The following is a 21513-nucleotide window of genomic DNA, read 5'->3' on the forward strand; positions in this document are numbered from 1 at the left end:
CGCTGCTGGAAACAGCATGAGCCGCATCGAGATCGTCGAGGGCGACATCACGCACCTCGACGTCGATGCCATCGTCAACGCCGCCAACGAGAGCCTGCTGGGCGGCGGCGGCGTCGACGGCGCCATCCATCGCGCCGCCGGTCCGGAACTGTTGGCCGAGTGCCGCGGCCTGGGCGGCTGCCCGACCGGCGAAGCCCGGATCACCAGCGGCTATCGCCTCAAGGCACGGCGCATCATTCACACGGTCGGTCCGGTCTGGCGCGGCGGAACGCAGGGCGAGCCCGAACTGCTGGCCCGCTGCTACCGCAACGCGCTGGCGCTGGCCGTGGTCGAGGGCCTGCAAAGCATGGCCTTTCCCGCCATATCGACCGGCATCTACGGCTATCCCAGGGAAGCCGCCGCCGACATCGCCGTCCGCGAGGTCCGCATGATCGGCATGCCCGAGCACGTGATCTTCTGCTGCTTCGACAAGACGACGGCCGACGTCTATCGCGAGATCCTGGGCGGATAAAATCTCCGTCGCCTCGACCGCAGCGCCGAAGGCGCGAAGCGGAGAGGCCTTCGCTCAACCAAAACCCGGCAAATCGAGGAGAGAAGATCTCTCCACTCCGCGCTGCGCGCTCCGGTCGAGATGACGGGATTTCTCTGAGCCTTTATTGCCCGTATCTGTTCGCGTTCTTCAGGTACTCGAGTTCCTCTGCCGTCGTGCTGCGGCCCAGGACCTCGTTGCGGTGGGGGAAGCGGCCGAAGCGGGCGACGACGTCGCGGTGTTCGTGGGCCGACTTGATGTTGTTCTCGCCGCCGATCGTCTCGAACAGGGCGCAGGCGAGCTGCTGGTCGGCAAGCTGCTCGCTGTGGCCGAATGGCATGTAGAAGAACAGCCGCATGTCGACGGGGAACACCGAAGGATAGAACCGTGCCAGCGCGTGGCGCGCGATCTCGATGGCCCGCGCATCGCCCGCGAAGGCGCGCGACGTTCTGCGGAAGCAGTTGCGGGTGAACTGGTCGCAGAGAAGGATCAGCGCCAGCGCGCCCTCGGGCGAATCCTTCCAGCCATCCAGCTCGCCCGCGATGGCCTGCTCGATCGCGGCACCGAACCGTCCGACCGTTTCGGCGTCGAATTCCGGCGTGCTCTTCCACCAGATGTCGCGCGGCTTGCCATGGTCGGGATGGCCGAGCGGCAGGAACCAGAAATCGATGATGTCGCGGATGGACGGCGCCTGTGTCATGCGGCTTAGTTAGACCGGGCACGCAGAACCCGTCGAGAGAGGAAACCGTGGGCAAGGTTAAGAACGTTCTGTTCATCATGTGCGATCAGCTGCGCGCGGACCATCTGTCCTGCGCCGGCCATCCGCACCTCGAGACCCCGGCGATCGATGCGCTGGCGGCGCGGGGCGTGCGCTTCCCGCGTGCCTATGTGCAATCCGGCGTCTGCGGCCCGAGCCGCATGAGCTTCTATACCGGCCGCTACGTGTCGAGCCACGGTGCCACCTGGAACCGCGTGCCGCTCTCCTTGCGCGAGAAGACCCTCGGTGAATTCCTGTCGGCCGCCGGAATCCGCGTGGCGCTGGCCGGCAAGACCCATGTGCTGCCCGACCTCGAGGCGTTGGAACGATTCGGCATCGAGGGCGGCTCGGCCCTGGAAGCGCTGATGCGCGCCGGACGTTTCGAAGAGCTGGACCGTTATGACGGGCATTCGCCGCCCGGCGCGGAGAGCGGCTATGCCGACTATCTGCGGCGCCACGGCTACGTCTCCGACGATCCGTGGAGCGACTTCGTGATCGCCGCCGACGGGCCGGGCGGCGAGAAGGCTTCGGGCTGGCACATGCGCAACGTCCACCTGCCGGCGCGCGTGAAGGAGGAGCATTCCGAGACCGCCTACATGACGCGCCAGGCGATGCGCTTCATCGACGAGATGGGCGACAAGCCGTGGTGCCTGCATCTCAGCTACGTGAAGCCGCACTGGCCCTACATGGCCCCGGCGCCCTATCACAATATGTACGGTGCCGCCGACATGCTGCCGCTGAATCGCGACGAGCAGGAACGGGCGAACGAGCACCCCGTGCTGGCGGCCTATCGCGAGATGGAGGAATCGGTTTCCTTCAGCCGGCCCGAGGCGCCAGGCATCGTGCGGCCGGCCTATATGGGGCTGATCCGCCAGCTCGACGACTGGCTGGGTCGCCTGTTCGCGCACATGGAACGCGCCGGCCGGCTCGACGACACGCTGATCATCTTCACCGCCGACCATGGCGACTTCCTGGGCGACCATTGGCTGGGCGAGAAGGAGATGTTCTACGAGGAGGCGCAGCGCGTGCCCTTCATCGTGGTCGATCCCGATCCCGAGGCCGACCTGACGCGCGGCACGGTCGACGAACGCTTCGTCGAGGCGATCGACGTCGTCCCGACCATCCTCGAGACGCTCGGCCTGCCGCCGCAGGATCATCTGCTCGAAGGCCGTTCGCTGCTGCCGCTGCTGCGCAAGATCCATCTCGACACGTGGCGCGACGCGGTGTTTTCCGAGCTCGACTATTCCTTCCGCGAGGCGCGCACGATCCTGGGCCGCAAACCCGATGAATGCCGCGCCATCATGGTCCGCACCGACCGCTGGAAGTACGTCTGGTGGCAGGGCTACCGGCCGATGCTGTTCGATCTCGTCAACGACCCGAAGGAGCGTCGCGACCTCGGCGACGACCTCACCTATGCGCCGATCTTCCGCGAGATGGAGGACCGGCTGAACGCCTGGGCCAAGGCGCGCAAGACCCGTGTCACCGTCGACGACGCCTATGTCGCGGCGCGCACGGCCAAGCATCGCCAGCACGGCATCTTCTTCGGCCAGTGGTAAGAAATGAACGGTGACATGAGCACGAACCCCTACATCCTCCACGGCTTCGGCCCCTCGCCCTATTCGGTGAAGATGCGCGCGATCCTGCGCTATCGCCGGCTGCCCTTCATCTGGAAGGCCGTGGGCTGGCCGCGCGACGTCGCGGTCGCGGCCGGCCTGCCGCCGGTGATCCCGGCGCTCAGGTTTCCCGACGGCACGGTGATGAACGATTCGACGCCGCTCGCTCAGGCGCTGGAGCGTGCCCATCCCGGCCAGCGCTCGATCGTGCCCGACGATCCGGCGCACGCCTACCTCAGCGACCTGCTGGAGGATTTCGGCGACGAGTGGGTCACCAAGATCATGTTCCACTATCGCTGGTTCTATGCGCCCGACCGCGCGTTCGCGCAGGATTGGGTGATCACCTCGCGCGATCCGCAGATGCCGCAGGCCGAGCGGCGCGAGGCGATGCAGGCCTTCAACGATCGCCAAGTGGGCCGCATGGCGATGGTCGGCTGCACCGACGCCAACCGTCCGATCATCGAGGACAGCTACCGCTTCATCCTCGACACGCTCGATCCCCATGTCCGGAAGATGGAGTATCTGTTCGGCTCGCGCCCGTCGCTGGCCGATTTCGGTCTGTTCGGCCAGCTGCAGATCCTGTCGGTCGATCCGACGCCGATGATGGAGATGCGGGCGCGGGCGCCCGACGTCTATTGCTGGCTGCTGCGTCTCGACGACGCCTCGGGCGTCGAAGGTGAATGGTTGCCAGCGGATGCACCCTTGCCGCACGGCGTGACCGCGTTGCTCAAGCATTGCGGCGAAACCTACCTGCCGTTCCTCGCCGCCAACCGCGCGGCGCTGGAAAGCGGCGCGGCGTCGGTCGATCTCGACATCCTCGGCCGGCCGTGGAGCCAGGCGCCTTTTCGCTACCAGGCCAAATGCTACGACGCCTTGCGCAAGAAGCTCGCCGCGTTGCCGGCCGACGTGCGCCGGCGGCTCGATCCCGCGCTCGAATCGAGCGGCTGTCTGCACTGGCTCGAATAGTGTGGGCTTGCCCGCTGAGTCCGCTCAGAACTCCATCGGGTCGCGGAAGTGGGCCTTGAAGATGCGGTCGCGGTGTTCGACCAGGAGCGGGTCGAGCGCCGCCACGATCTGCAGATCGGTGGCGGTGAAGGCTGGGCGTGACGATTCCCGGATCGGGCACTGCGCGGCGGGCAGCGGCAGGATCATGTTCATGATGGCCGTCCAGTAGATGTCGACGCAGCTCAACCCGTCGCCCACGAAGTAGGACACGCCGCGCGCCTGTTGCGCGCGAAGCTGCGTCGCGCAGTCCGCGCAAGGTGGCGGCGATGCGTGTGCCGGCGGCCGCGGCGTCGTCGGCATCGAAGCCGTACTTGTCGATCAGCGGCGCCATGCGCGCGCCGGCGCCGGCCTTCACGGCCATCGAGAACATCTGCAGGCGGCGATTCCAGGCGATGCCGCCTTCGCCCAGGATCTCGTGGCCAAGGCCGATGGCCAGCGCGCGCTGCAGCGGATCGGCGGGGAGAAGGGCGGGCGTCGGCGCGAGGCGCTCGGCCAGCAGCAGGATGTCGAGCCAGCGGTTGAGCGGCGGGTCGTTGCGCCAGGCGACGACGGGACCGCTGTTCTGGCCCGACCAGGCCACGATCTCCTCGTTGGCGCCGCCGACCTCGAGCGGCGCGGCGACATAGTCGAGCCCCTTGATCTCCAGGATCGTCTTGGCGGCCTGGCTCCACGGGCTCGGGACGCCGCGCACCAGAACGATGCGCAGTCCGTCATGTCCGATGATCTCGGCGGGAGTCCTGTAGGCGAGCATGGCGTCTCCTCTTGTGGGGATCTTTGCGTTCACGCCATGAGGCTGCCAGCGAGCATTTCGACGGCGAGGCACAGGAATTCTCATCTTGCCGACTTCGTCGTGTCGCCATCGCTGAGCGACCTCACGGGCCGCAGCGCGAGCGGTCGCCTCCGGATCGCGTGACGACCCTCGGGTCGGCTGTTAGCGTTCGCGCCACACATAAGAAACGTCGTCTGGAGGAAACATGCAGTTCACGACCAGCCGCCGCGCCCTGTTGGCGGGCGCCGCAGCAACCCTGGCCGCGCCGGGCCTTGCCCGCGCGCAGGACGCCTTTCCCAACAAGCAGATCAAGTTCATCGTGCCCTACACGCCGGCCGGTGCGACCGACAACATCTCACGCATCGTCATGGCCAAGGTGTCGGAGCTGCTGGGCCAGCAGGTGCTGATCGACAACAAGGCCGGTGGCGGCGGCACGATCGGGACCGATGCCATCGCCAAGGCGGCGCCCGATGGCTACACGATCGGCCTGATCACCGTCTCCATGTTCTGCATGGCACCGGCGCTCTACACCAAGCTGCCTTACGATCCGGTGAAGGACTTCTCGCCGATGGCGGGCATGTCGGTGTGGCCGAACATGCTGGTGGTCCATCCCAGCCTGCCGGTGAAGACGGTGCCGGAGCTGATCGCGCTGCTGAAGGCCAATCCCGGCAAGTACAACATGGCCTCGTCCGGCTCCGGGACCACGATCCACCTGGCCGGCGAGATGTTCAAGCAGCTCACCGGCACCGACATGGTGCACGTTCCCTACAAGGGCAGCGCCGGCGCGCTTCAGGATCTGCTCGCAGGCAACACGCACATCATGTTCGACAATATGCCGAGCTGCTGGCCGCACGTGCAGGCGGGCAAGCTGCGGGCGCTGGGCGTGACCAGCCGGGAGCGCAACAAGGCGGCCCCCGACGTGCCGGCGATCATCGAGTTCGTGCCGAACTATGTCGTCGAGGTCTGGATGGGCTTCGGGGGACCGGCCGGCGTGCCGCAGCCGATCGTCGACAGGCTGGCCGCCGTCGGCACCAAGGCGCTCGAGGACCCCGAGGTGAAGGCCAAGTTTGCCGCGCTGGGCAGCGATACCTGGCCGATGGCGCCGAAGGGACTTCAGGATCGCATCGTGAGCGAAATCGCAGTCTGGGCGCCCATCGTGAAGGCCAGCGGGGCCAAGGTCGACGGCTGAGGCCCTCGGAGTGCCGCCTCGCCGACAAGCATCGGACTCCGGCGGCAAAGCTCTGTATAAGGCCGCGATGACAAAAGAAGCAGCCTTCGGCAAGCACATGGTGTGGACGATCGACCCGCGCACCAAATCTGAAATCGGCATCGGCTATTCGAGCCTGGTGGAAGCCCAAGCGGAGGCCGTGAAGCTGGAGCAGGTGGGTTACACCATCCTGCGCATCAGCCCGACCACGCTGCCCAAGCCCAATTCCTGAGGCTCGGCAACGGCAAGCAGAAACGGCCGCCCTTGGGGCGGCCGTCCTGCTGTTTGGCGTAGGGCGTGCGTAAAGAGCTACGCCGGGCGGGGTGAGGTCGGCACCATCGAGTCGACCAGCTTGCCCGCCATGCCCTCGACCTTCTCGCCGAGATGCGCGCCGGCGATCTCGTCGGTCACCGTGTCCTTCGCCGTCTCGAGGACCTCGCGGCCCTTGTCGATCGCCTGGGCGCCGACCTTTCCGAGCACGCTGCGCTCGGCCTGGGAGACCGGCAGCGCCGCGCCGAAGATCGCTCCCAGCGCCGCGCCCATCGCCGCGACCAGGATCGGCTGCTCTTCCAGGAGCTTGGAGACGGCCTGACGCGTGTCGGAGGCGAGCTTGGTGGCATCCTCGCCGAGATGCTCGGCCGTATGCTTGCCGTCTTCCATCAGGTGCTTGGCCTGGTCGAGCTGTTCGTCGGCCTTGCCACGCAACGCGTCGGCGGTGCCCGCGGCCCGGTCCTTCAGCGACGCGGCGGTGTCGCTCACCATGCCGGTGACCTTGTCCGTCACCCCGGCAACCTTGTCGCTCGCCTGACCCGCCATCGAACGCGCGGTGTCGGCGGCGGCTCCGGCCGCATTCTTCACGCTGCCGGCCGCAGCGACGGCGGCATCGGTGCCGACGGCTGTCGCGGCCTTCAGCGCCGAGGTCGCGCTCGACATCACGTCGGCGCCGGTGGTGCGTGTCAGCATCATCGTCAGGCCCGCGCCGATCAGCAGGGCGGCCCCCGGATTGGTCCGGGCCGATTCGGCCAGGCTCTTCACCACCGACAGGCTGCTGTCGCGCAGCACGCCGACCAGCTCGGTCGACAGGGCCGACGTCGTCATGCCTTCGCGCAGCTGGCCGAGGGTGTTGGACAGGCCGGCGCGCTGGGCTTCGGCTTCGCGTTGCAGTTGGGCGCTCTCTCTCATGTCAGGCTCTCCTTCGCCATGCGAGCATCGCTCTGCAGGGACGTGATGGTACGGGTAGGGGTGGGGTCGACGGCGCCGATCGTCTTCTTGCCGGCGAGCAGGACGATGATGCCGCCCACGGCGGAACCGCCGGCGACGATCAGGATCGCCAGTGCAGGCGCCACGCCGCCTTCGATGAGCGCGGCGACGAGAGCCTGCAGGACGAGAATGAGAGCGCCGATGATAAAGACGGTTCCGACGAGCATCATCACGAGGCCGCTGACGACACTGGTGCGAAGAGCATCTGCCTTCTCGCCGATCTCGACGCGGGCCAGACGGATTTCCGTCTGTATCAGGTCGGCGCTGCGGCCGAGGGCGTCCGTCACGAGACCGACGACGCCGGGCCTTTCCTGGGTGTTCATGCAGCCCTCCTAGACGTCGATGCGGCCGACATTGGGCTCATTCGCCCGCGGTCCGGCCGTTTCGGTGGAGGCGCCGATCCCAGCTTTCACGATGCGCGCGAGCGCGAACCCAACGATGGCGGAGCCGGCCAGCAGGGCCAGCGGCTGGCGCTTGCCGAAATCCGTCGCCATCGTCAGCAGCTCGCCCGCAGACTTGTCGCGAAGGTCGTCGGCCAGGCGGTCGATCCGCTGTCCGGTCGAGCGCACATAGTCGGCGACGGCCGGCGATTGCTCCTCGAGCGAGCCCGCGAGCGTCGCGGCGGTCTTGCCGAGCGCCGACACGGCGGCGGCGCCCGTTTCGGTAGAACGCCCGGCCAGCTCCTCGGCTTTGCCGGTCAGAGCCGTCTTTATTTCGGATACAGCCGCGCCGAAATCCGGCTTCGCGTTCCTGTTTTCATGAGCTTGAGAAGTGTCGGACATCGTGTGGTTCTCCCTCGACGATCTCGTCCTCGGCAGAACGCCGTGCATGATTGATCGCGCGGCGGCAACGTGCCGTCGGGGATTCTCGTTCCAGAAATATCGTCACGCCCTGATCATGTACCGTGGCGAACGATCCGGACCGGAATGCTGCGCTCGTCTCGGGAGTGGCAACCGCTCGCGCCCATGTTGCGTTGCGGCAAGTCCTAGACTTGGTCCGTATGAGGGATGCCGTGGTTCGATTGGTCACGCTGCTCGTCGTCTTCATGATCCCCGGTTTTTCGTCGGCTCACGCCCAGGGATTTTTCGACAAGCTGATCGAGCGCGCGCGGCTTTCGGCGGCGCAGGCCTATGCAAAGGAAGCGCCCGTCCCGGACACGGCGAAGCTCGGGTACGACACGTATCGCGGCATTCGCTATCGGCCGGACTCCGTCCTGTGGCGCGAGGGCGGCGGGAAGTTTCGCGTAGAATTCTTTCCGACCGGCTTCCTCTACCAGACGCCCGTGAAGATGTACGTCATCACGCGCAACGGCACGGCGGAATCGGCAGGGGCGGCGACGGCCTTGTCGGCCTCGCCCGAGATGTTCGACTTCGGCACGACGACGCCCCCCGCCCAGGTCGGATTCGCCGGCTTCAAAGTGACCTACCCGTTTAATGGCCAGAAGTTCGACGAGGTCATCGCTTTCCTCGGCGCCAGCTATTTCCGCCCGATCGGCAAGGATCACGCCTATGGCGCCTCGGCGCGCGGGCTGGCGATCGATACCGCCCAGGCCCGTTCGGAGGAGTTTCCCGAATTCCGCGAGTTCTGGCTGGTCGAACCGGCGCCGGGGGACAGGACGCTGACGATCTACGCGCTGCTCGAATCGCCGGGGGCCAGCGGCGCCTATGTCTTCACCGTGACGCCCGGCGCGCGCACCACGGTCGATGTCGATGCGCGTCTCTTCATGCGCCACGGCGTTTCGATGCTGGGCATCGCGCCGCTCACCAGCATGTTTCTGTCCGGCAAATCCGGTCCCTGGCGCGACGACTTCCGACCCGAGGTCCATGATTCCGATGGCCTCGCGTTGCTGACCGGCACGGGCGAACGGATCTGGCGCCCGCTTGGCAATCCCGGTTCGCTGCAGGTCTCCTCGTTCGTCGACAACAATCCGCGCGGGTTCGGGCTGCAGCAGCGTGAGCGCCGCTTCGACCGCTACCAGGACGGCGTCGCCAAGTATCAGACCCGTCCCTCTCTGTGGGTCGAGCCCAAGGGCGACTGGGGCGAAGGCGAGGTGCGCCTCGTGGAGATCCCGACGCCGTCGGAATATCACGACAACATCGTGGCCTTCTGGGTATCGCGCTGGCCTGTCGCGAAGGGCCAGGCACTGGAATACCGCTATCGCCTCTCCGCTCTGGGCGACGAGCCCGCCCTCGCCCGTGACGCCAGGGTGGTGGCGACGCGGCAGGCGCCGATCGAGGGGAACAACAAGGCGCGCCGTCTGGTCGTCGAGTTCGAGGGCGACACTTTGCCCACCCTGAAAGAGGAACGGCTCGTCGCATCGAACGTAGAGGTCAACGGCGGCAAGCTGCTGCGGACCGAGATCGACCAGCCGCCGGGCTCCACCAATCGGCGTCTGTTCATCGATGTCGAGCTGGAGGGCCGCCGGACCGCCGATATCCGCGCCTTCCTGACCGCAGAGGGAGATCGGGTGAGCGAGACTTTCGCCGGGCAGATCCGGCCCTGATTTGAACTTGTCTGCAGAGAGCGCCCCTATGGAACGCACCGGCCCCGAAACGCTTTGGAATCTCGACCGCCATGCCGGGCGAGCCGGCTGGCGGCGATTCTTCCTGGCCATCCTCGTGCTGGTGACGACCGCCGGCGGCGTGCATCTTCTCGCCACCGCCCTGGGACCTCAGGTCCCCTATGGTCTGGCGATCGCCCTACTCGCGGTGTTCGCGCTGAGCTTCGGCTGGATCGCGCTGTCCTTCTGGACGGCGATCGCGGGCTTCCTGCTCAAGAGCTTCGGTCTGCATCCGCTCTCGCTGCGGCGGCGGGGGCCGGGTGACGATGCCGGCGACGGCAGTGTCCCGACCCTGCACGAACGCACCGCGATCCTGGTACCGGTCTACAACGAGTCGCCGGACGAGGTCTTCGCGCGGTTGGCGACGACCTGGCGCTCGCTGGAGGCGACCGGCCAGTCGAATGCGTTCGAACTGTTCGTGCTGAGCGATACGACCAACGACGCGATCGCCGCCGAGGAAGCGGCGGGCATCGAAGTGCTGCGCGAGCGGCTGGGCATCGGCGAGCGGCTCCACTGGCGCCGGCGCAGCCGGAACGTCGGACGCAAGGCCGGCAACATTGCCGACTGGCTCGACACCCATGGCGCGCGGTTCGACCATATGATCGTGTTCGACGCCGACAGCGTGATGTCGGGCGACACGATGGTTCGCCTGGCCGCGCTGATGGAGGCGAGCCCGCGCACCGGCATCATCCAGACCCATGCCGTGGCGATGGGCCAGGAGACCTTGTTCGCGCGTGTCCTGCAATTCTCCTCGCGCGTCTATGGCAGCATGGTCGCGACGGGCCATGCCTTCTGGCAGATGAGCGAGGCCAACTATTACGGCCATAACGCGATCATCCGCGTCGCGGCCTTTTCCGAGCATTGCCGCCTGCCGGTGCTCAAGGGCAGCGCCCCCTTTGGCGGCGAGATCCTGAGTCACGATTTCGTCGAGGCCGCGTTCATGCGTCGTGCCGGCTGGTTCGTCTGGAGCCTGCCGAACCTGGACGGCAGCTTCGAGGAACTGCCCACGAATGTCGTCGATTACGCGGTGCGCGACCGCCGCTGGATGCAGGGCAACCTGCAGCATGCCCGGCTGGTCTTCACGCGCGGCCTGCATTGGATGAGCCGTTTGCATCTCGTGATGGGCATCATGGGTTACCTCGCTTCCCCGCTGTGGCTGGGATCGCTCCTGCTCAGCGCCGCGATCGTGCTGGAGCACGAGATCGTCGGCCCCGTCTATTTCGGCAACGCGCCATCGCTGTTTCCCAACTGGCCGCAATACAATACCGGCCACGTGCATGCGCTGCTGCTCGTGACGACCCTGCTGCTGTTCCTGCCCAAGCTGCTGGCGCTGCTGCTTTCCCTGCGCGCCCCCGCGCCGGCCTATGGCGGACGCCTGGCGCTGATGGGCAGCGTCGTGCTGGAGACCTTGTTCTCTGCGCTGCTGGCGCCGGTGATGATGCTGTTCCACTCGCTTTTCATGCTGGGCATCCTGGCCGGCCGCGCGGTGGGCTGGCCGCCTCAGGCGCGCGGCGAGCGTGGAATGTCCTGGGCGCTTGCGTTGGGACGCCACGGCGGTCAGGTGGCGCTGGGCGCGGCCGCCGTGGTGGTCATGGGCTACTGGGCGCCCTCGTTCCTCACCTGGCTGCTGCCCGTGGTCACGGGCCTGCTGCTGGCGCCTCTGCTCGCCGTTTATTCCAGCCGCCGCAGCCTGGGCGTCGCAGCCCGGCGGTGGCGCATGTTCATGACGCCGGAGGAGAGGCTGGAGGAGCGTGCCGAGGACGCCCCGTCGACTACTTGAACTCGTACTTGTCGATCAGCCAGGGCTCGTGCTCGGCGGCATCCATCCATTCCTTCATGGCCGGCTGCGCCAGCACGGCCGTGCAGTAGGCGTCCGCGTCGCTGTCGAGCGTGACGCTGTAGGTCTTGAAGCGGGTCACCACGGGCGCGAACATCGCGTCGGCAGCGCCGAACGTACCGAACAGGAATCCCTCGTCCTTCTGGAAAGCGCCGGCGAAGCGCTTGCGGCAGTCGCGCCAGAGGAAGGTGACGCGCTCGATGTCCGCCCGCACGCCGGGCGTCATGCCCTTGCCCGGATAGGAAGCGCGGATGTTCATCGGCATGTTGTCGCGCAGATCGGCAAAGCTCGAATGCATTTCGGCGGAAATCGAGCGGGCATGGGCACGCGCGGCGGCTGAGGGTGGCCACAGACCGACCTCGGGCTTGAGGTCGTTCAGGTACTCGGCGATGGCGAGAGAGTCCCACACCGCGAGACCGCGATGCAGCAACACCGGCACGCGCCCTGACGGCGAGTGCTTGCGGATTGCCGCCTGCGTCTCAGGCCTGTCGAGCGGCACCACGATCTCGTCGAACTCGATGCCGGCGATCCTGGCCATCAGCCAGCCGCGCAGCGACCACGACGAATAGTTCTTGTTGCCGATCACGACGGTGAATTCGGCCATGTACGCCCTCCTTGCCAGCCATGGAGTTTGGCCGGCAATGTTAACCATTCTCTATGATGATTGTGAGCATGGCCATGTCGCTGCCGTTCGTCGACCGTTCTTCTTCCTCCTTGCCCCTGCAGTTTGTGGGTCGTTCGAACTGGCGCCCCTGGCTCAAGGAGCAATCGGCAGCCCATCGTGGCTGGATCGAGTCGCTGGGTATCGGCGGATCGGCGGGCGACGTCGTCGTGCTGCCGGGCGACGACGGCAAGGCTTCCGGTGCAGTGCTTGTGATTCCCGATGCACCGACCCTGTGGGATTTCGGCGGCCTCACGTCGAAGCTGCCGGTCGCGACATGGCGCCTGGAGGGGGAGACCGCCCCGGTCTCGATGACCGACGTCGTCGTGGCCATCGGACTGGGCGCCTGGAAGTTCGACCGCTATCGCGCGACCAAGGCCAAGCCCGGCCCGCGCTTCGTGTGGCCCGCCGATGTCGACAGGAAGCGGGCGACGGCGACCGTCGAGGCGATCTCGATGGCGCGGAACCTCATCACCACGCCATCTTCCGACATGGGACCGGCCGAACTGGCCGCGGCGGCGCAGGATCTCGCCAAGGCGCACAAGGCGAAGATCAAGGTCATCGCGGGCGACGAGCTGCTGAAGCAGAACTATCCGACGATCCATGCGGTCGGCCGCGCCTCGACGCGCGCGCCGCGGCTGATCGATCTCACCTGGGGCAAGGCGAGCCATCCGAAGGTGACCTTGGTGGGCAAGGGCGTGTGCTTCGACACCGGCGGCCTCGATCTCAAGCCGGCGGCCGGCATGCTGATGATGAAGAAGGACATGGGCGGCGCCGCGACCGTGCTGGCGGTGGCGTCTATGATCATGGCGACGGGCCTGCCGGTGCGGCTGCGTGTGCTGGTGCCGGCAGTCGAGAATTCGGTGTCGGGCAACGCCTTCCGGCCGATGGACGTGATCACGACGCGCAAGGGCATCACCGTCGAGATCGGCAACACCGATGCCGAAGGCCGGCTGATCCTGTGCGATGCGCTGGCCGAAGGCGCTTCCGAGAAGCCCGCGATGATGATCGATTGCGCGACCCTGACGGGCGCGGCGCGCGTGGCGCTGGGGCCGGACCTGCCGGCGCTGTTCTGCAACGATGACAAGCTCGCCAATTCCCTGATCGCTGCAGGCGAGGCGGTGACCGATCCGATGTGGCGGATGCCGCTCTTCCCGGCCTATCGGCGCATGCTCGACAGCAAGGTGGCCGACATCAACAACGTCTCGGCCGGCGCCTTTGGCGGCGCGATCACCGCCGCGCTCTACCTCAAGGAGTTCGTGCCCGACGACGTGCCGTGGGCGCATTTCGACATGATGGCCTGGAACAACAGCAGCCGGCCGGGCCGGCCCGAGGGCGGCGAAGCGCAGGTCGCCCGCGCGATCTACCGCACCATCGCCGACCGGTTCGGGAAGTAGAAAGCAGAGCCCGTCATCTCGACCGAAGCATCGAAGGTGCGGAGCGGAGAGATCTCCTCTCCGCCAAAAGGCGGCAGATCGTTGAGAGAAGGTCTCTCCACGCCGCCGCGCGATGCGCGGCTCTGGTCGAGACGACGGATTTTGTTACGGTGTCTCAGTACCCTGTGACCGGGTCGACCGTGTTGATCAGCGGTTGGCCGGCCCGCATCCGCTTGATGTTCTCGATCACGCCGGGCGAGGCGGTGCGCGGGTTGGTGGCGCCGGCGATGTGCGGCGTCACCTTGACCTTGGGGTGGGTCCAGTAGGGATGGCTCTCGGGCAGCGGCTCGGTGTTGAACACGTCGAGCGCGGCGCCGGAGAGATGGCCCGAATCGATCGCGGCTAGCAGGTCGTCATCGACCACGTGCCCGCCGCGTCCCATGTTGATCAGGTAGGCACCCTTCGGGAGCGCCGCGAACAGCTTGGCGTCGAGCAGCCCCTTGGTGTCGCGCGTGAGCGGCAGCACGTTCACCAGGATGTCGGTGCGGGCGAGGAAGGCCGCCAGCCCGTCCGGGCCGTGGAACGTCTCGACGCCGGGCAGGCTCTTCTGCGTGCGGCTCCAGCCGGCGGTCGGAAAGCCGAGCGCCGCGAACTTCTCGGCCGTGTCCTGGCCGATGGTGCCGAGGCCGGTGATGCCGATGCGGCGATCGATGGTGTCGATGAAGTCCTCGGGCTTCCACCGCTTGGCCTGCTGGCTCGCCGCGTACTTGTCGATGTCGCGATGATGGCGCAGCGCCCAGTAGATGGCGTACTCGCTCATCTGGCCGACCAGACCGTCGTCCATGATGCGCGTGATCGGCACGCCGGCGGGAAGCTGGTCGTCGGCCAGCAGGTGGTCGACACCCATGCCCAGCGACACGATCAGCTTCACGTTGGGGAAGGAGGCGATCAGGCCGCGATCGGGCTTCCAGGCGAGGACGACGTCGATCTCGTCCTTGTTGCCGAGATTGTCCCGGGTGCGGAAATCGAGGGGACCAAGGCCCGCTTCGAGGACCTTCTTCCAGTGGATGCCGTCGGTATCACGGCTGAGATAGGCAATAGCGGCGGTCATTCGGTCTTTTACTGGCGCGGACTCGCGGGGTCGAGCCCCGTTCGCTTTTTCCGGGCGATCAGGAGGCGACGGTCCGGCCGTCGCCGCCGATCGCTTCGAGATTGAAGGCCGCGGCGATCAGCGCCTGCGTGTAAGGCGTCTGGGGCGCCTCGAAGATCTGCCTCGCCGGTCCGCGCTCGACCACCTTGCCATGACGCAGGACGACGACCTCGTCGGCCAGGGCCCGTACGACCTTGAGGTCGTGGCTGATGAAAAGATAGGCAAGCTTGTGCCGTTGCTGGAGGTCGCGCAGCAGGTCGACGATCTGGGCCTGGACGCTCATGTCGAGCGCCGAGGTCGGCTCGTCGAGCACGATCAGCCGCGGCTTCAGGACGAGGGCGCGGGCGATCGAGATGCGCTGGCGCTGGCCGCCGGAGAATTCGTGCGGGTAGCGTTCGCGGCTCGACGGATCGAGGCCGACTTCGCGCAGCACCTGGTCGATCAGGGTGCTGCGCTCCTGCTTCGTGCCGATACCGTGGACTTCCAGCCCTTCGCCCACGATCTCGCCCACCGACATGCGCGGGCTGAGCGAGCTGAACGGATCCTGGAAGACGATCTGCATCTCGCGGCGGATCGGCCGCAGCTCGCGCTGGCCGAGCCCCTGCAGCTCGCGGCCGTCGAACTGGATGCCGCCTTCGCTGCGTTCGAGGCGCAGCAGGGCGAGGCCAAGCGTCGTCTTGCCCGATCCCGATTCGCCGACCAGGCCGATCGTGTGGCCCTCACGCAGCGCCAGGCTGACGCCGTCGACCGCCTTCACGTGGCCGACCGTGCGGCGCATCACGCCGCGCCGGATCGGGAAATGCACCTTGAGATCGTCGAGCCGCAGGATTTCGGGCGCGGCGGGATCCGCGGCCGCGGGACGGCCCTTGGGCTCGGCGGAGAGCAGATGCTGAGTGTAGCTGTGCTGCGGCCGGTCGAAGACCTCGTCCACCGGGCCCTGCTCGACGATCTGGCCCTTGGTCATCACGCACACGCGGTCGGCCATCTTGCGCACGATGCCGAGGTCGTGGGTGATGAAGAGCAGCGCCATGCCGTAGCGCGCCTGCAGCGATTTCAGCAGCTTCAGGATCTGCGCCTGGATGGTGACGTCGAGCGCCGTGGTGGGCTCGTCGGCGATCAGCAGGTCGGGCTCGTTGGCGAGCGCCATGGCGATCATCACGCGCTGGCGCTGGCCGCCCGAGAGCTGGTGCGGGTAGGCGTCGAGGCGATTGGCGGCGTCGGGAATGCCGACCTGTTCGAGCAGTTCGAGCGTGCGCTTGCGCGCCGCCTCGCGCGACAGGCCCTTGTGCAGGATCAGCACCTCGTTCACCTGCCGCTCGATCGTGTGCAGCGGGTTGAGCGAGGTCATCGGCTCCTGGAAGATCATCGAGATCCGGTTGCCGCGCACCGACAGCAGTTCTCGCGTCGAGGCGCCGACCAGTTCCTTGCCCTGGAAGCGGATGCTCCCCGTGGGATGGCTGGCCGCCGGGTAGGCCAGGAGCTGCAGCACCGACAGCGCCGTGACCGACTTGCCGGAGCCCGATTCGCCCACCAGTGCGACGGTCTCGCCGCGCCGGATGTCGAAGCTGACGCCGCGCACCGCGCGCACCGCCTTGTCGCCGGTGCCGAAGTTGACGGAGAGGTCCTTGACCTCGAGCAGGAGAGGGTCGCTCACGCCAGCACCTTGCGCGGGTTGAAGGCGTCGCGCACCGCCTCGCCGATGAACACCAGCAGCGACAGCATGAGGGCGATCACGAAGAAGCCGGTGAAGGCCAGCCACGGGGCATTCAGGTTGTTCTTGCCCTGCAGCAGCAGCTCGCCGAGCGAGGGCGAGCCCACCGGCAGGCCGAAGCCCAGGAAGTCGAGCGAGGTCAGCGTCGTGACCGAACCCGCCAGGATGAAGGGCAGGAAGGTGAGGCTCGCCGTCATCGCATTGGGGAGGATGTGCCGGAACATGATGCGCGCATCCATCATACCCAGCGCCCGGGCCGCGCGGACATAGTCGAAGTTGCGTCCGCGCAGGAATTCGGCGCGCACCAGCCCGACCAGGGCCATCCAGCTGAACAGCAGCATGATACCCAGCAGGACCCAGAAGCCCGGCTGGATGAAGCTCGCCAGGATGATCAGCAGATACAGGGTCGGCATGCTCGACCAGATCTCGAGGAAGCGCTGCATCAGGAGATCGACCACGCCGCCGAAATAGCCCTGCACCGCGCCGGCGGCGATGCCGATCACCGTGCTGGCCAGGGTGAGGACCAGGCCGAACAGGACGGAGATGCGGAAGCCGTAGATCAGCCGGGCCATCACGTCGCGGCCGCTGTCGTCGGTGCCCAGCCAGTGTTGCCGCGAGGGCGGCTGCAGGGTCGTGCGCCCTTCGCCCTTCAGCACCGTGTCGTAGCTGTAGGGAATTGGCGGCCACAGGATCCAGCCCTTCGCCTCGATCAGCTTCTGCACTTCCGGGTCGGAATAGACGGTGTTGGTCGGGAAATCGCCGCCGAAGGTCGTCTCGGGATAGTCCCTCACCATCGGCGAGTAGAAGGCGCCGTCGTAGCGGATGAGGATCGGCTTGTTGTTGGCCAGGAACTCGGCGAACAGCGAGACGAAGAACAGCAGCCCGAAGACCGCGAGCGAGATCATGCCGCGCTTGCTGGAGCGGAACGCCGCGAGCCGGCGCCGGTTCATCGGGTTCATCAGGAACGTCCCTCGAAATCGATCCGGGGGTCGACCACGGTGTACATGATGTCGCCCAGGATCCCCATGACGAGGCCGATCAGGCCGAAGAAGTAGAGCGTGCCGAACATGATCGGATAGTCGCGGTTGAGCGCCGCCTCGAAGCCCAGCAGGCCGATCCCGTCGAGCGAGAAGATCACCTCGATCAGCAGCGAGCCGGTGAACAGCACGCCCACGAAGGCGGCGGGAAAGCCCGCGATCACGATCAGCATGGCGTTGCGGAAGACGTGACCGTAGAGCACGCGGCGCTCGACCAGGCCCTTGGCGCGGGCGGTCAGCACATATTGCTTGTGGATCTCCTCGAGGAAGGAATTCTTCGTGAGGAAGGTCAGCGTGGCGAAGCCGCCGATCACCATGGCGCCGATCGGCAGCGCCATGTGCCAGAAATAGTCGAGCACCTTGTCGATCGGCCCGAGCGAACTCCAGTCGTCGGAGACGAGACCGCGCAGGGGGAACCACTTGAAATAGCCGCCGCCGGCGAACAGCACGACGAGCAGGAGCGCGAACAGGAACCCCGGGATGGCGTTCAGCACGATAAGGGTGGTCGAGGTCGAGACGTCGAAGCGCGAGCCGTCGCGTACCGCCTTGGCGATTCCGAGCGGGATCGACACCATGTAGATCAGCAGCGTCGTCCAGAGTCCGAGCGAGATCGACACCGGCATCTTCTCGATGATGAGGTCGACGACCCGCTTGTTGCGGAAGAAGCTCTCGCCGAAATCGAAGACGAGGTAGTTCTTCATCATCAGCACGAAGCGCTCGCCCATCGGCTTGTCGAAGCCGTACATCTTCTCGATGCGCTCGATCAGGTCGCGCGGCAGGCCGCGCGCGCCGCGATAGGTGCCGCTGCCCGAGTCCTGGCCGCCTTTGCGCAGCGTCTCGCCGCCGCTCGAGCTGCCGGAGAAGCGTTCCGTGGCGTCGACCGCGGTGCCCTGGATCTGGGACAGCATCTGCTCGACCGGGCCGCCGGGGGCGGCCTGGATGATGAAGAAGTTGACCACCATGATGCCGAACAGGGTCGGCACCACCAGCATGAGACGGCGCAGGATATAGGCGATCATGGAGTGGGCGGACGCCTATTTCCTGTCGCGCTGCAGGGCGCGGTCCTTGGCCTCGTCGATCCACCAGGTATCGAAGGCGACCGGAGCGTATTTGGCGCTCTTGGCCGGCCGGCCGAACCGGTTCCAGTAGGCGACGTAGGCGGTGTTGCTGTGCCAGTTGGGCACGACGAAGCTGCTCCACAGCAGCACGCGGTCGAGCGCGCGCGTGACGTTGATCAGGCTTTCGCGGTCGGGCGCGCCGATCAGCGTCTCGATGAGGGAATCGATCGCGGCATCCTTGATGCCGATCGTGTTGCGGCTGCCCTTGCTGTCGGCAGCGGTCGAGCCCCAGAAGTCGCGTTGCTCGTTGCCCGGGGACAGCGACTGGCCGAAGCCGTCCACCATCATGTCGAAGTCGAACTCGTCCTCGCGGCGCTTGAACTGCGCGGTGTCGACCGTCCGCACGGTCATGTCGATGCCGATGCGCTCGAGGTTCTGCTTGTAGGGCAGGACGACGCGCTCGAAGCTGGCGTCGCCCAGGAGCATCTCGAAGGCGAGCTTCCGGCCCGTCTTCGTCTCCGTCATCTTGCCGTCCTTGATCTCCCAGCCGGCTTCCTTCAGGAGGGCCAGCGCCTTGCGCGCGAGGTCGCGGACATTGCCGGTCCCGTCGGTCTCCGGCAGCACGAACTCCTTGGTGAAGACCTCTTCCGGGATCTTGCCGCGCAGGGGTTCGAGGTACTTCAGTTCGGCGGCCGTCGGCAGCCCCGAAGAGGCGAGCTCCGAGTTCCCGAAGAACGAGATGTTCCTCTTGTACATGCCGTAGAACAGGTTCTTGTTCGCCCAGGCGAAGTCGAACATCGTCGAGATCGCCTCGCGCACACGCCTGTCCTTGAAATAGTCGCGGCGCGTGTTGAAGGCGAAGCACTGCATGCCGGTCGGCAGTTCGTGCGGAATCTCGGCGCGCTGGATGCGGCCGTCGCGCACCGCCGGGATGTCATAGGCCGTCGCCCAGTTCCGCGCGATGTTCTCCTGGCGCATGTCGAGGTCGCCGCCCTTGAAGGCCTCGAACTGGACGGTGACGTCGCGATAATATTCGTAGCGGACGACGTCGAAGTTGTTGCGGCCGCGATTCATCCAGAGATCCTTCGCCCACCAGTCGTCGACGCGGCGATAGGCGATTGAGCGGCCGACATCGAAGGAGTCGACCTTGTAGGGGCCGCTGCCGAGCGCGGGCTCGAGCGAAACCTTCTCGAAGTCGCGGCTGGCCCACCATTTGGAGGGCAGGATCGGGAGCTGGCCGATGATTAGCGGCAGCTCCTTGTTGGTGTTGTCGCGGAAGGTGAACTTCACCTTGCGGTCGCCGACCTTCTCGGCCTTCAGCACGTCGTTGTAGTAGAAGGCATAGTTCGGCAGGCCCTTCGACTTCAGGATGTCGAGCGAGAAGATCACGTCCTGGACCGTGATCGGGCTGCCGTCGTGCCAGCGTGCCTGCGGCCGGAGGGTGAAGGCGGCCCACGACCGGTCCTCGGGCCATTCGATGGTCTCGGCGATCAGGCCGTACTCGGTCGAGGCCTCGTCCCGCGAATTCCAGCACAGCGTGTCCCAGAGCTGGGTGATGCCGGCGGCCGGGACGCTCTTCACGATGAAGGGGTGCAGCGAATCGAAGGTGCCGCGGGCGCCCAACCGGACGCTGCCGCCCTTGGGGGCGCTGGGGTTCACATAATCGGGCGGGCCGGCGTCGGCCTTGTACTTGGGCTCGCCGTGCATGGCGAAACCGTGACTGACATGGATCGCATCCGCCGCAGCCTTAGCGCCCGCAGCGGGAGCTGCCGGGCTCTGGGCCCGCAGAATCGCCGGCGCGCCGACCCAAAGGGCCGCGCCGCCTGCCAATATGCTGCGCCGTTTGATCGCCATGCGGTGCGCTCCCCAGCCTGTCCGGTGTCGTTTCATATATAGCGCGAGGGAGTTGGGCGGCACTATGGCCGGGCGGTTACATCGGGGTCAGGTTTCCCAATGGCTGGAACGCCGGCTTTGTCCTGCCTGCCCGACATATCGTCATGCGAACACCGGCGTCTGCTCGTTTGACTTCGCACGCCCCAACGCTCAGTTTTCGGTCATGGTCGACACGATGAACTTTGCGCCGGAATTCGACACCCCGCTCGAATACATGCGCCGCACCCGCGAGTATTACCTCGCCTTGGGATACGACAATCCCTACCGCTGGGCGCACTACACCGACTCGCCCTTCCAGCCGCTGAAGAAGCCGTTGAAGGACAGCACCCTGGCGCTGATCTCCACGGCGGCGCCGTACCAGCCGGACAAGGGCGATCAGGGCCCCGGTGCGCTCTACAATGCCGCCGCCAAGTTCTATTCGGTCTATTCGGGCGATACGTCCGAGGATCACGACACCCGCATTTCCCACATCGGCTACGACCGCAAGCACACGACGGCGACCGACAGCAACACCTGGTTCCCGCTGCCGCTGATGCGCGAGTTTGCCCGGGAGGGTCGTTTCAAGCTGGCGGCCCGTTTCCACGGCGCGCCGACCAACCGCAGCCAGCGCGTCACTCTCGAAACCGATGCGCCCGAGATCCTGGCGCGCTGCCGGCAGGACCAGGTCGACGCCGCGTTGCTCGTCCCTACATGACCCGTCTGTCACCAGACCGTGAGTCTGGTCGCACGATATCTGGAACGGAACGGCATACCCACCGTGGTGATGGGAGCGGCGAAGGACATCGTCGAATGGGTGGGCGTGCCCCGCTTCCTGTTCAGCGATTTCCCGCTCGGCAATTCCTGCGGCAAGCCGCACGAGCCCGATACCCAGCGCTTCACGCTCGATCTGGCGTTGAAGGTGCTGGAAAGCGCCGTCGGCCCGCGCACGACGGTTCAGTCGCCGCTGCGCTGGACCGAAGACGGGGATTGGAAGAACGACTACAACAACATCGAGCGCATGAGCCCCGAAGAGGTCGCCAAGCGGCGTGCCGAATTCGACAAGGTGAAGCAGGTCGCGCTCAACCAGCGCAAGCAGGCGGGCGTGGCGTAG

21 protein-coding genes are annotated in these 21513 nt (G+C 66.5%); 10 read left to right on the plus strand and 11 right to left on the minus strand.

The window, feature by feature from the left end:
* Window positions 1-16: 16 nt before the first annotated feature.
* Window positions 17-511, plus strand: coding sequence for an O-acetyl-ADP-ribose deacetylase (locus ACP15H_RS25730; protein ID WP_425068976.1), 495 nt, complete (start codon window positions 17-19; stop codon window positions 509-511).
* A gap of 142 nt (window positions 512-653) precedes the next feature.
* Here the strand turns inward: ACP15H_RS25730 and ACP15H_RS25735 are convergent, their stop codons facing one another.
* Window positions 654-1229 (minus strand): DUF924 family protein, encoded by a 576-nt coding sequence (locus ACP15H_RS25735; RefSeq protein ID WP_425068977.1) that lies wholly within the window; start codon window positions 1227-1229, stop codon window positions 654-656.
* Between the two features lie 47 nt (window positions 1230-1276).
* Here ACP15H_RS25735 and ACP15H_RS25740 point away from each other — a divergent pair, with 47 nt between their 5' ends.
* Together ACP15H_RS25740 and ACP15H_RS25745 are read left to right on the plus strand one after the other, a co-directional pair.
* A complete protein-coding gene (locus ACP15H_RS25740) occupies window positions 1277-2842 on the plus strand; it encodes a sulfatase-like hydrolase/transferase (protein ID WP_425068978.1) in 1566 nt (521 codons plus the stop codon).
* Window positions 2843-2857: 15 nt separating this feature from the next.
* Window positions 2858-3865 carry a glutathione S-transferase N-terminal domain-containing protein gene (locus ACP15H_RS25745; RefSeq protein WP_425068979.1) on the plus strand — a complete coding sequence of 336 codons (1008 nt, stop codon included), beginning with the start codon at window positions 2858-2860 and terminating at the stop codon, window positions 3863-3865.
* A 24-nt stretch (window positions 3866-3889) separates the two neighbouring features.
* On the opposite strand, the gene ACP15H_RS25750 is transcribed toward ACP15H_RS25745, so the two are convergent.
* Window positions 3890-4114, minus strand: coding sequence for a hypothetical protein (locus ACP15H_RS25750; RefSeq protein ID WP_425068980.1), 225 nt, complete (start codon window positions 4112-4114; stop codon window positions 3890-3892).
* Between the two features lie 205 nt (window positions 4115-4319).
* On the opposite strand from ACP15H_RS25750, the gene ACP15H_RS25755 reads away from it, so the two are divergent.
* The 3 genes from ACP15H_RS25755 to ACP15H_RS25765 all read left to right on the plus strand — a co-directional run bounded on the left by ACP15H_RS25755 (window position 4320) and on the right by ACP15H_RS25765 (window position 6112).
* Window positions 4320-4817, plus strand: a complete 498-nt coding sequence (locus tag ACP15H_RS25755; RefSeq protein WP_425068981.1) for a hypothetical protein — start codon at window positions 4320-4322, stop codon at window positions 4815-4817.
* Window positions 4818-4878: 61 nt separating this feature from the next.
* The gene (locus ACP15H_RS25760; RefSeq protein ID WP_425068982.1) at window positions 4879-5862 is read left to right on the plus strand and encodes a Bug family tripartite tricarboxylate transporter substrate binding protein; all 984 of its coding nucleotides are present in this window, start codon (window positions 4879-4881) and stop codon (window positions 5860-5862) included.
* A gap of 67 nt (window positions 5863-5929) precedes the next feature.
* Window positions 5930-6112, plus strand: coding sequence for a hypothetical protein (locus ACP15H_RS25765; RefSeq protein WP_422009599.1), 183 nt, complete (start codon window positions 5930-5932; stop codon window positions 6110-6112).
* A gap of 77 nt (window positions 6113-6189) precedes the next feature.
* Here the strand turns inward: ACP15H_RS25765 and ACP15H_RS25770 are convergent, their stop codons facing one another.
* Genes ACP15H_RS25770 through ACP15H_RS25780 form a run of 3 tightly spaced genes read right to left on the minus strand, consistent with a single transcriptional unit; the run spans window position 6190 to window position 7922 of the window.
* Window positions 6190-7062 (minus strand): hypothetical protein, encoded by an 873-nt coding sequence (locus tag ACP15H_RS25770; protein WP_425068983.1) that lies wholly within the window; start codon window positions 7060-7062, stop codon window positions 6190-6192.
* Window positions 7059-7463, minus strand: a complete 405-nt coding sequence (locus tag ACP15H_RS25775; RefSeq protein ID WP_425068984.1) for a phage holin family protein — start codon at window positions 7461-7463, stop codon at window positions 7059-7061. Before ACP15H_RS25775 ends, ACP15H_RS25770 begins: the two co-directional genes overlap by 4 nt.
* Window positions 7464-7472: 9 nt before the next feature.
* Window positions 7473-7922: a hypothetical protein gene (locus tag ACP15H_RS25780; RefSeq protein ID WP_425068985.1), complete on the minus strand. Its 450-nt coding sequence runs from the start codon at window positions 7920-7922 to the stop codon at window positions 7473-7475.
* Between the two features lie 230 nt (window positions 7923-8152).
* Here ACP15H_RS25780 and ACP15H_RS25785 point away from each other — a divergent pair, with 230 nt between their 5' ends.
* Both ACP15H_RS25785 and mdoH read left to right on the plus strand, forming a co-directional pair.
* Window positions 8153-9643 carry a glucan biosynthesis protein gene (locus ACP15H_RS25785; RefSeq protein WP_425068986.1) on the plus strand — a complete coding sequence of 497 codons (1491 nt, stop codon included), beginning with the start codon at window positions 8153-8155 and terminating at the stop codon, window positions 9641-9643.
* A gap of 28 nt (window positions 9644-9671) precedes the next feature.
* Complete coding sequence (gene mdoH / locus ACP15H_RS25790; RefSeq protein ID WP_425068987.1) at window positions 9672-11480, plus strand: glucans biosynthesis glucosyltransferase MdoH; 1809 nt, start codon at window positions 9672-9674, stop codon at window positions 11478-11480.
* Here mdoH and ACP15H_RS25795 read toward each other — a convergent pair.
* The gene (locus tag ACP15H_RS25795) at window positions 11473-12141 is read right to left on the minus strand and encodes a glutathione S-transferase family protein (protein ID WP_425068988.1); all 669 of its coding nucleotides are present in this window, start codon (window positions 12139-12141) and stop codon (window positions 11473-11475) included. The two genes, mdoH and ACP15H_RS25795, sit on opposite strands and share 8 nt — an antisense overlap.
* 74 nt (window positions 12142-12215) lie before the next feature.
* On the opposite strand from ACP15H_RS25795, the gene ACP15H_RS25800 reads away from it, so the two are divergent.
* Window positions 12216-13595, plus strand: coding sequence for a leucyl aminopeptidase family protein (locus ACP15H_RS25800; protein WP_425069965.1), 1380 nt, complete (start codon window positions 12216-12218; stop codon window positions 13593-13595).
* A gap of 154 nt (window positions 13596-13749) precedes the next feature.
* On the opposite strand, the gene ACP15H_RS25805 is transcribed toward ACP15H_RS25800, so the two are convergent.
* Genes ACP15H_RS25805 through ACP15H_RS25825 form a run of 5 tightly spaced genes read right to left on the minus strand, consistent with a single transcriptional unit; the run spans window position 13750 to window position 20384 of the window.
* Complete coding sequence (locus tag ACP15H_RS25805; RefSeq protein WP_425068989.1) at window positions 13750-14685, minus strand: 2-hydroxyacid dehydrogenase; 936 nt, start codon at window positions 14683-14685, stop codon at window positions 13750-13752.
* Between the two features lie 58 nt (window positions 14686-14743).
* Window positions 14744-16378, minus strand: coding sequence for an ABC transporter ATP-binding protein (locus ACP15H_RS25810; RefSeq protein WP_425068990.1), 1635 nt, complete (start codon window positions 16376-16378; stop codon window positions 14744-14746).
* Complete coding sequence (locus ACP15H_RS25815) at window positions 16375-17394, minus strand: ABC transporter permease (RefSeq protein WP_425068991.1); 1020 nt, start codon at window positions 17392-17394, stop codon at window positions 16375-16377. The genes ACP15H_RS25810 and ACP15H_RS25815 overlap by 4 nt, the downstream gene beginning before the upstream one ends.
* Window positions 17394-18491 (minus strand): microcin C ABC transporter permease YejB, encoded by a 1098-nt coding sequence (locus tag ACP15H_RS25820; protein ID WP_425068992.1) that lies wholly within the window; start codon window positions 18489-18491, stop codon window positions 17394-17396. Before ACP15H_RS25820 ends, ACP15H_RS25815 begins: the two co-directional genes overlap by 1 nt.
* 15 nt (window positions 18492-18506) lie before the next feature.
* Entirely contained in the window at window positions 18507-20384 is a 1878-nt protein-coding gene (locus tag ACP15H_RS25825) for an extracellular solute-binding protein (protein ID WP_425068993.1), read from the minus strand.
* A 202-nt stretch (window positions 20385-20586) separates the two neighbouring features.
* Here ACP15H_RS25825 and ACP15H_RS25830 point away from each other — a divergent pair, with 202 nt between their 5' ends.
* Window positions 20587-21513: a glycine/sarcosine/betaine reductase selenoprotein B family protein gene (locus ACP15H_RS25830; protein WP_425068994.1), complete on the plus strand. Its 927-nt coding sequence runs from the start codon at window positions 20587-20589 to the stop codon at window positions 21511-21513.

The sequence above is a fragment of the Reyranella sp. genome (assembly GCF_965249915.1).
Classification (GTDB): Bacteria; Pseudomonadota; Alphaproteobacteria; order Reyranellales; family Reyranellaceae; genus Reyranella.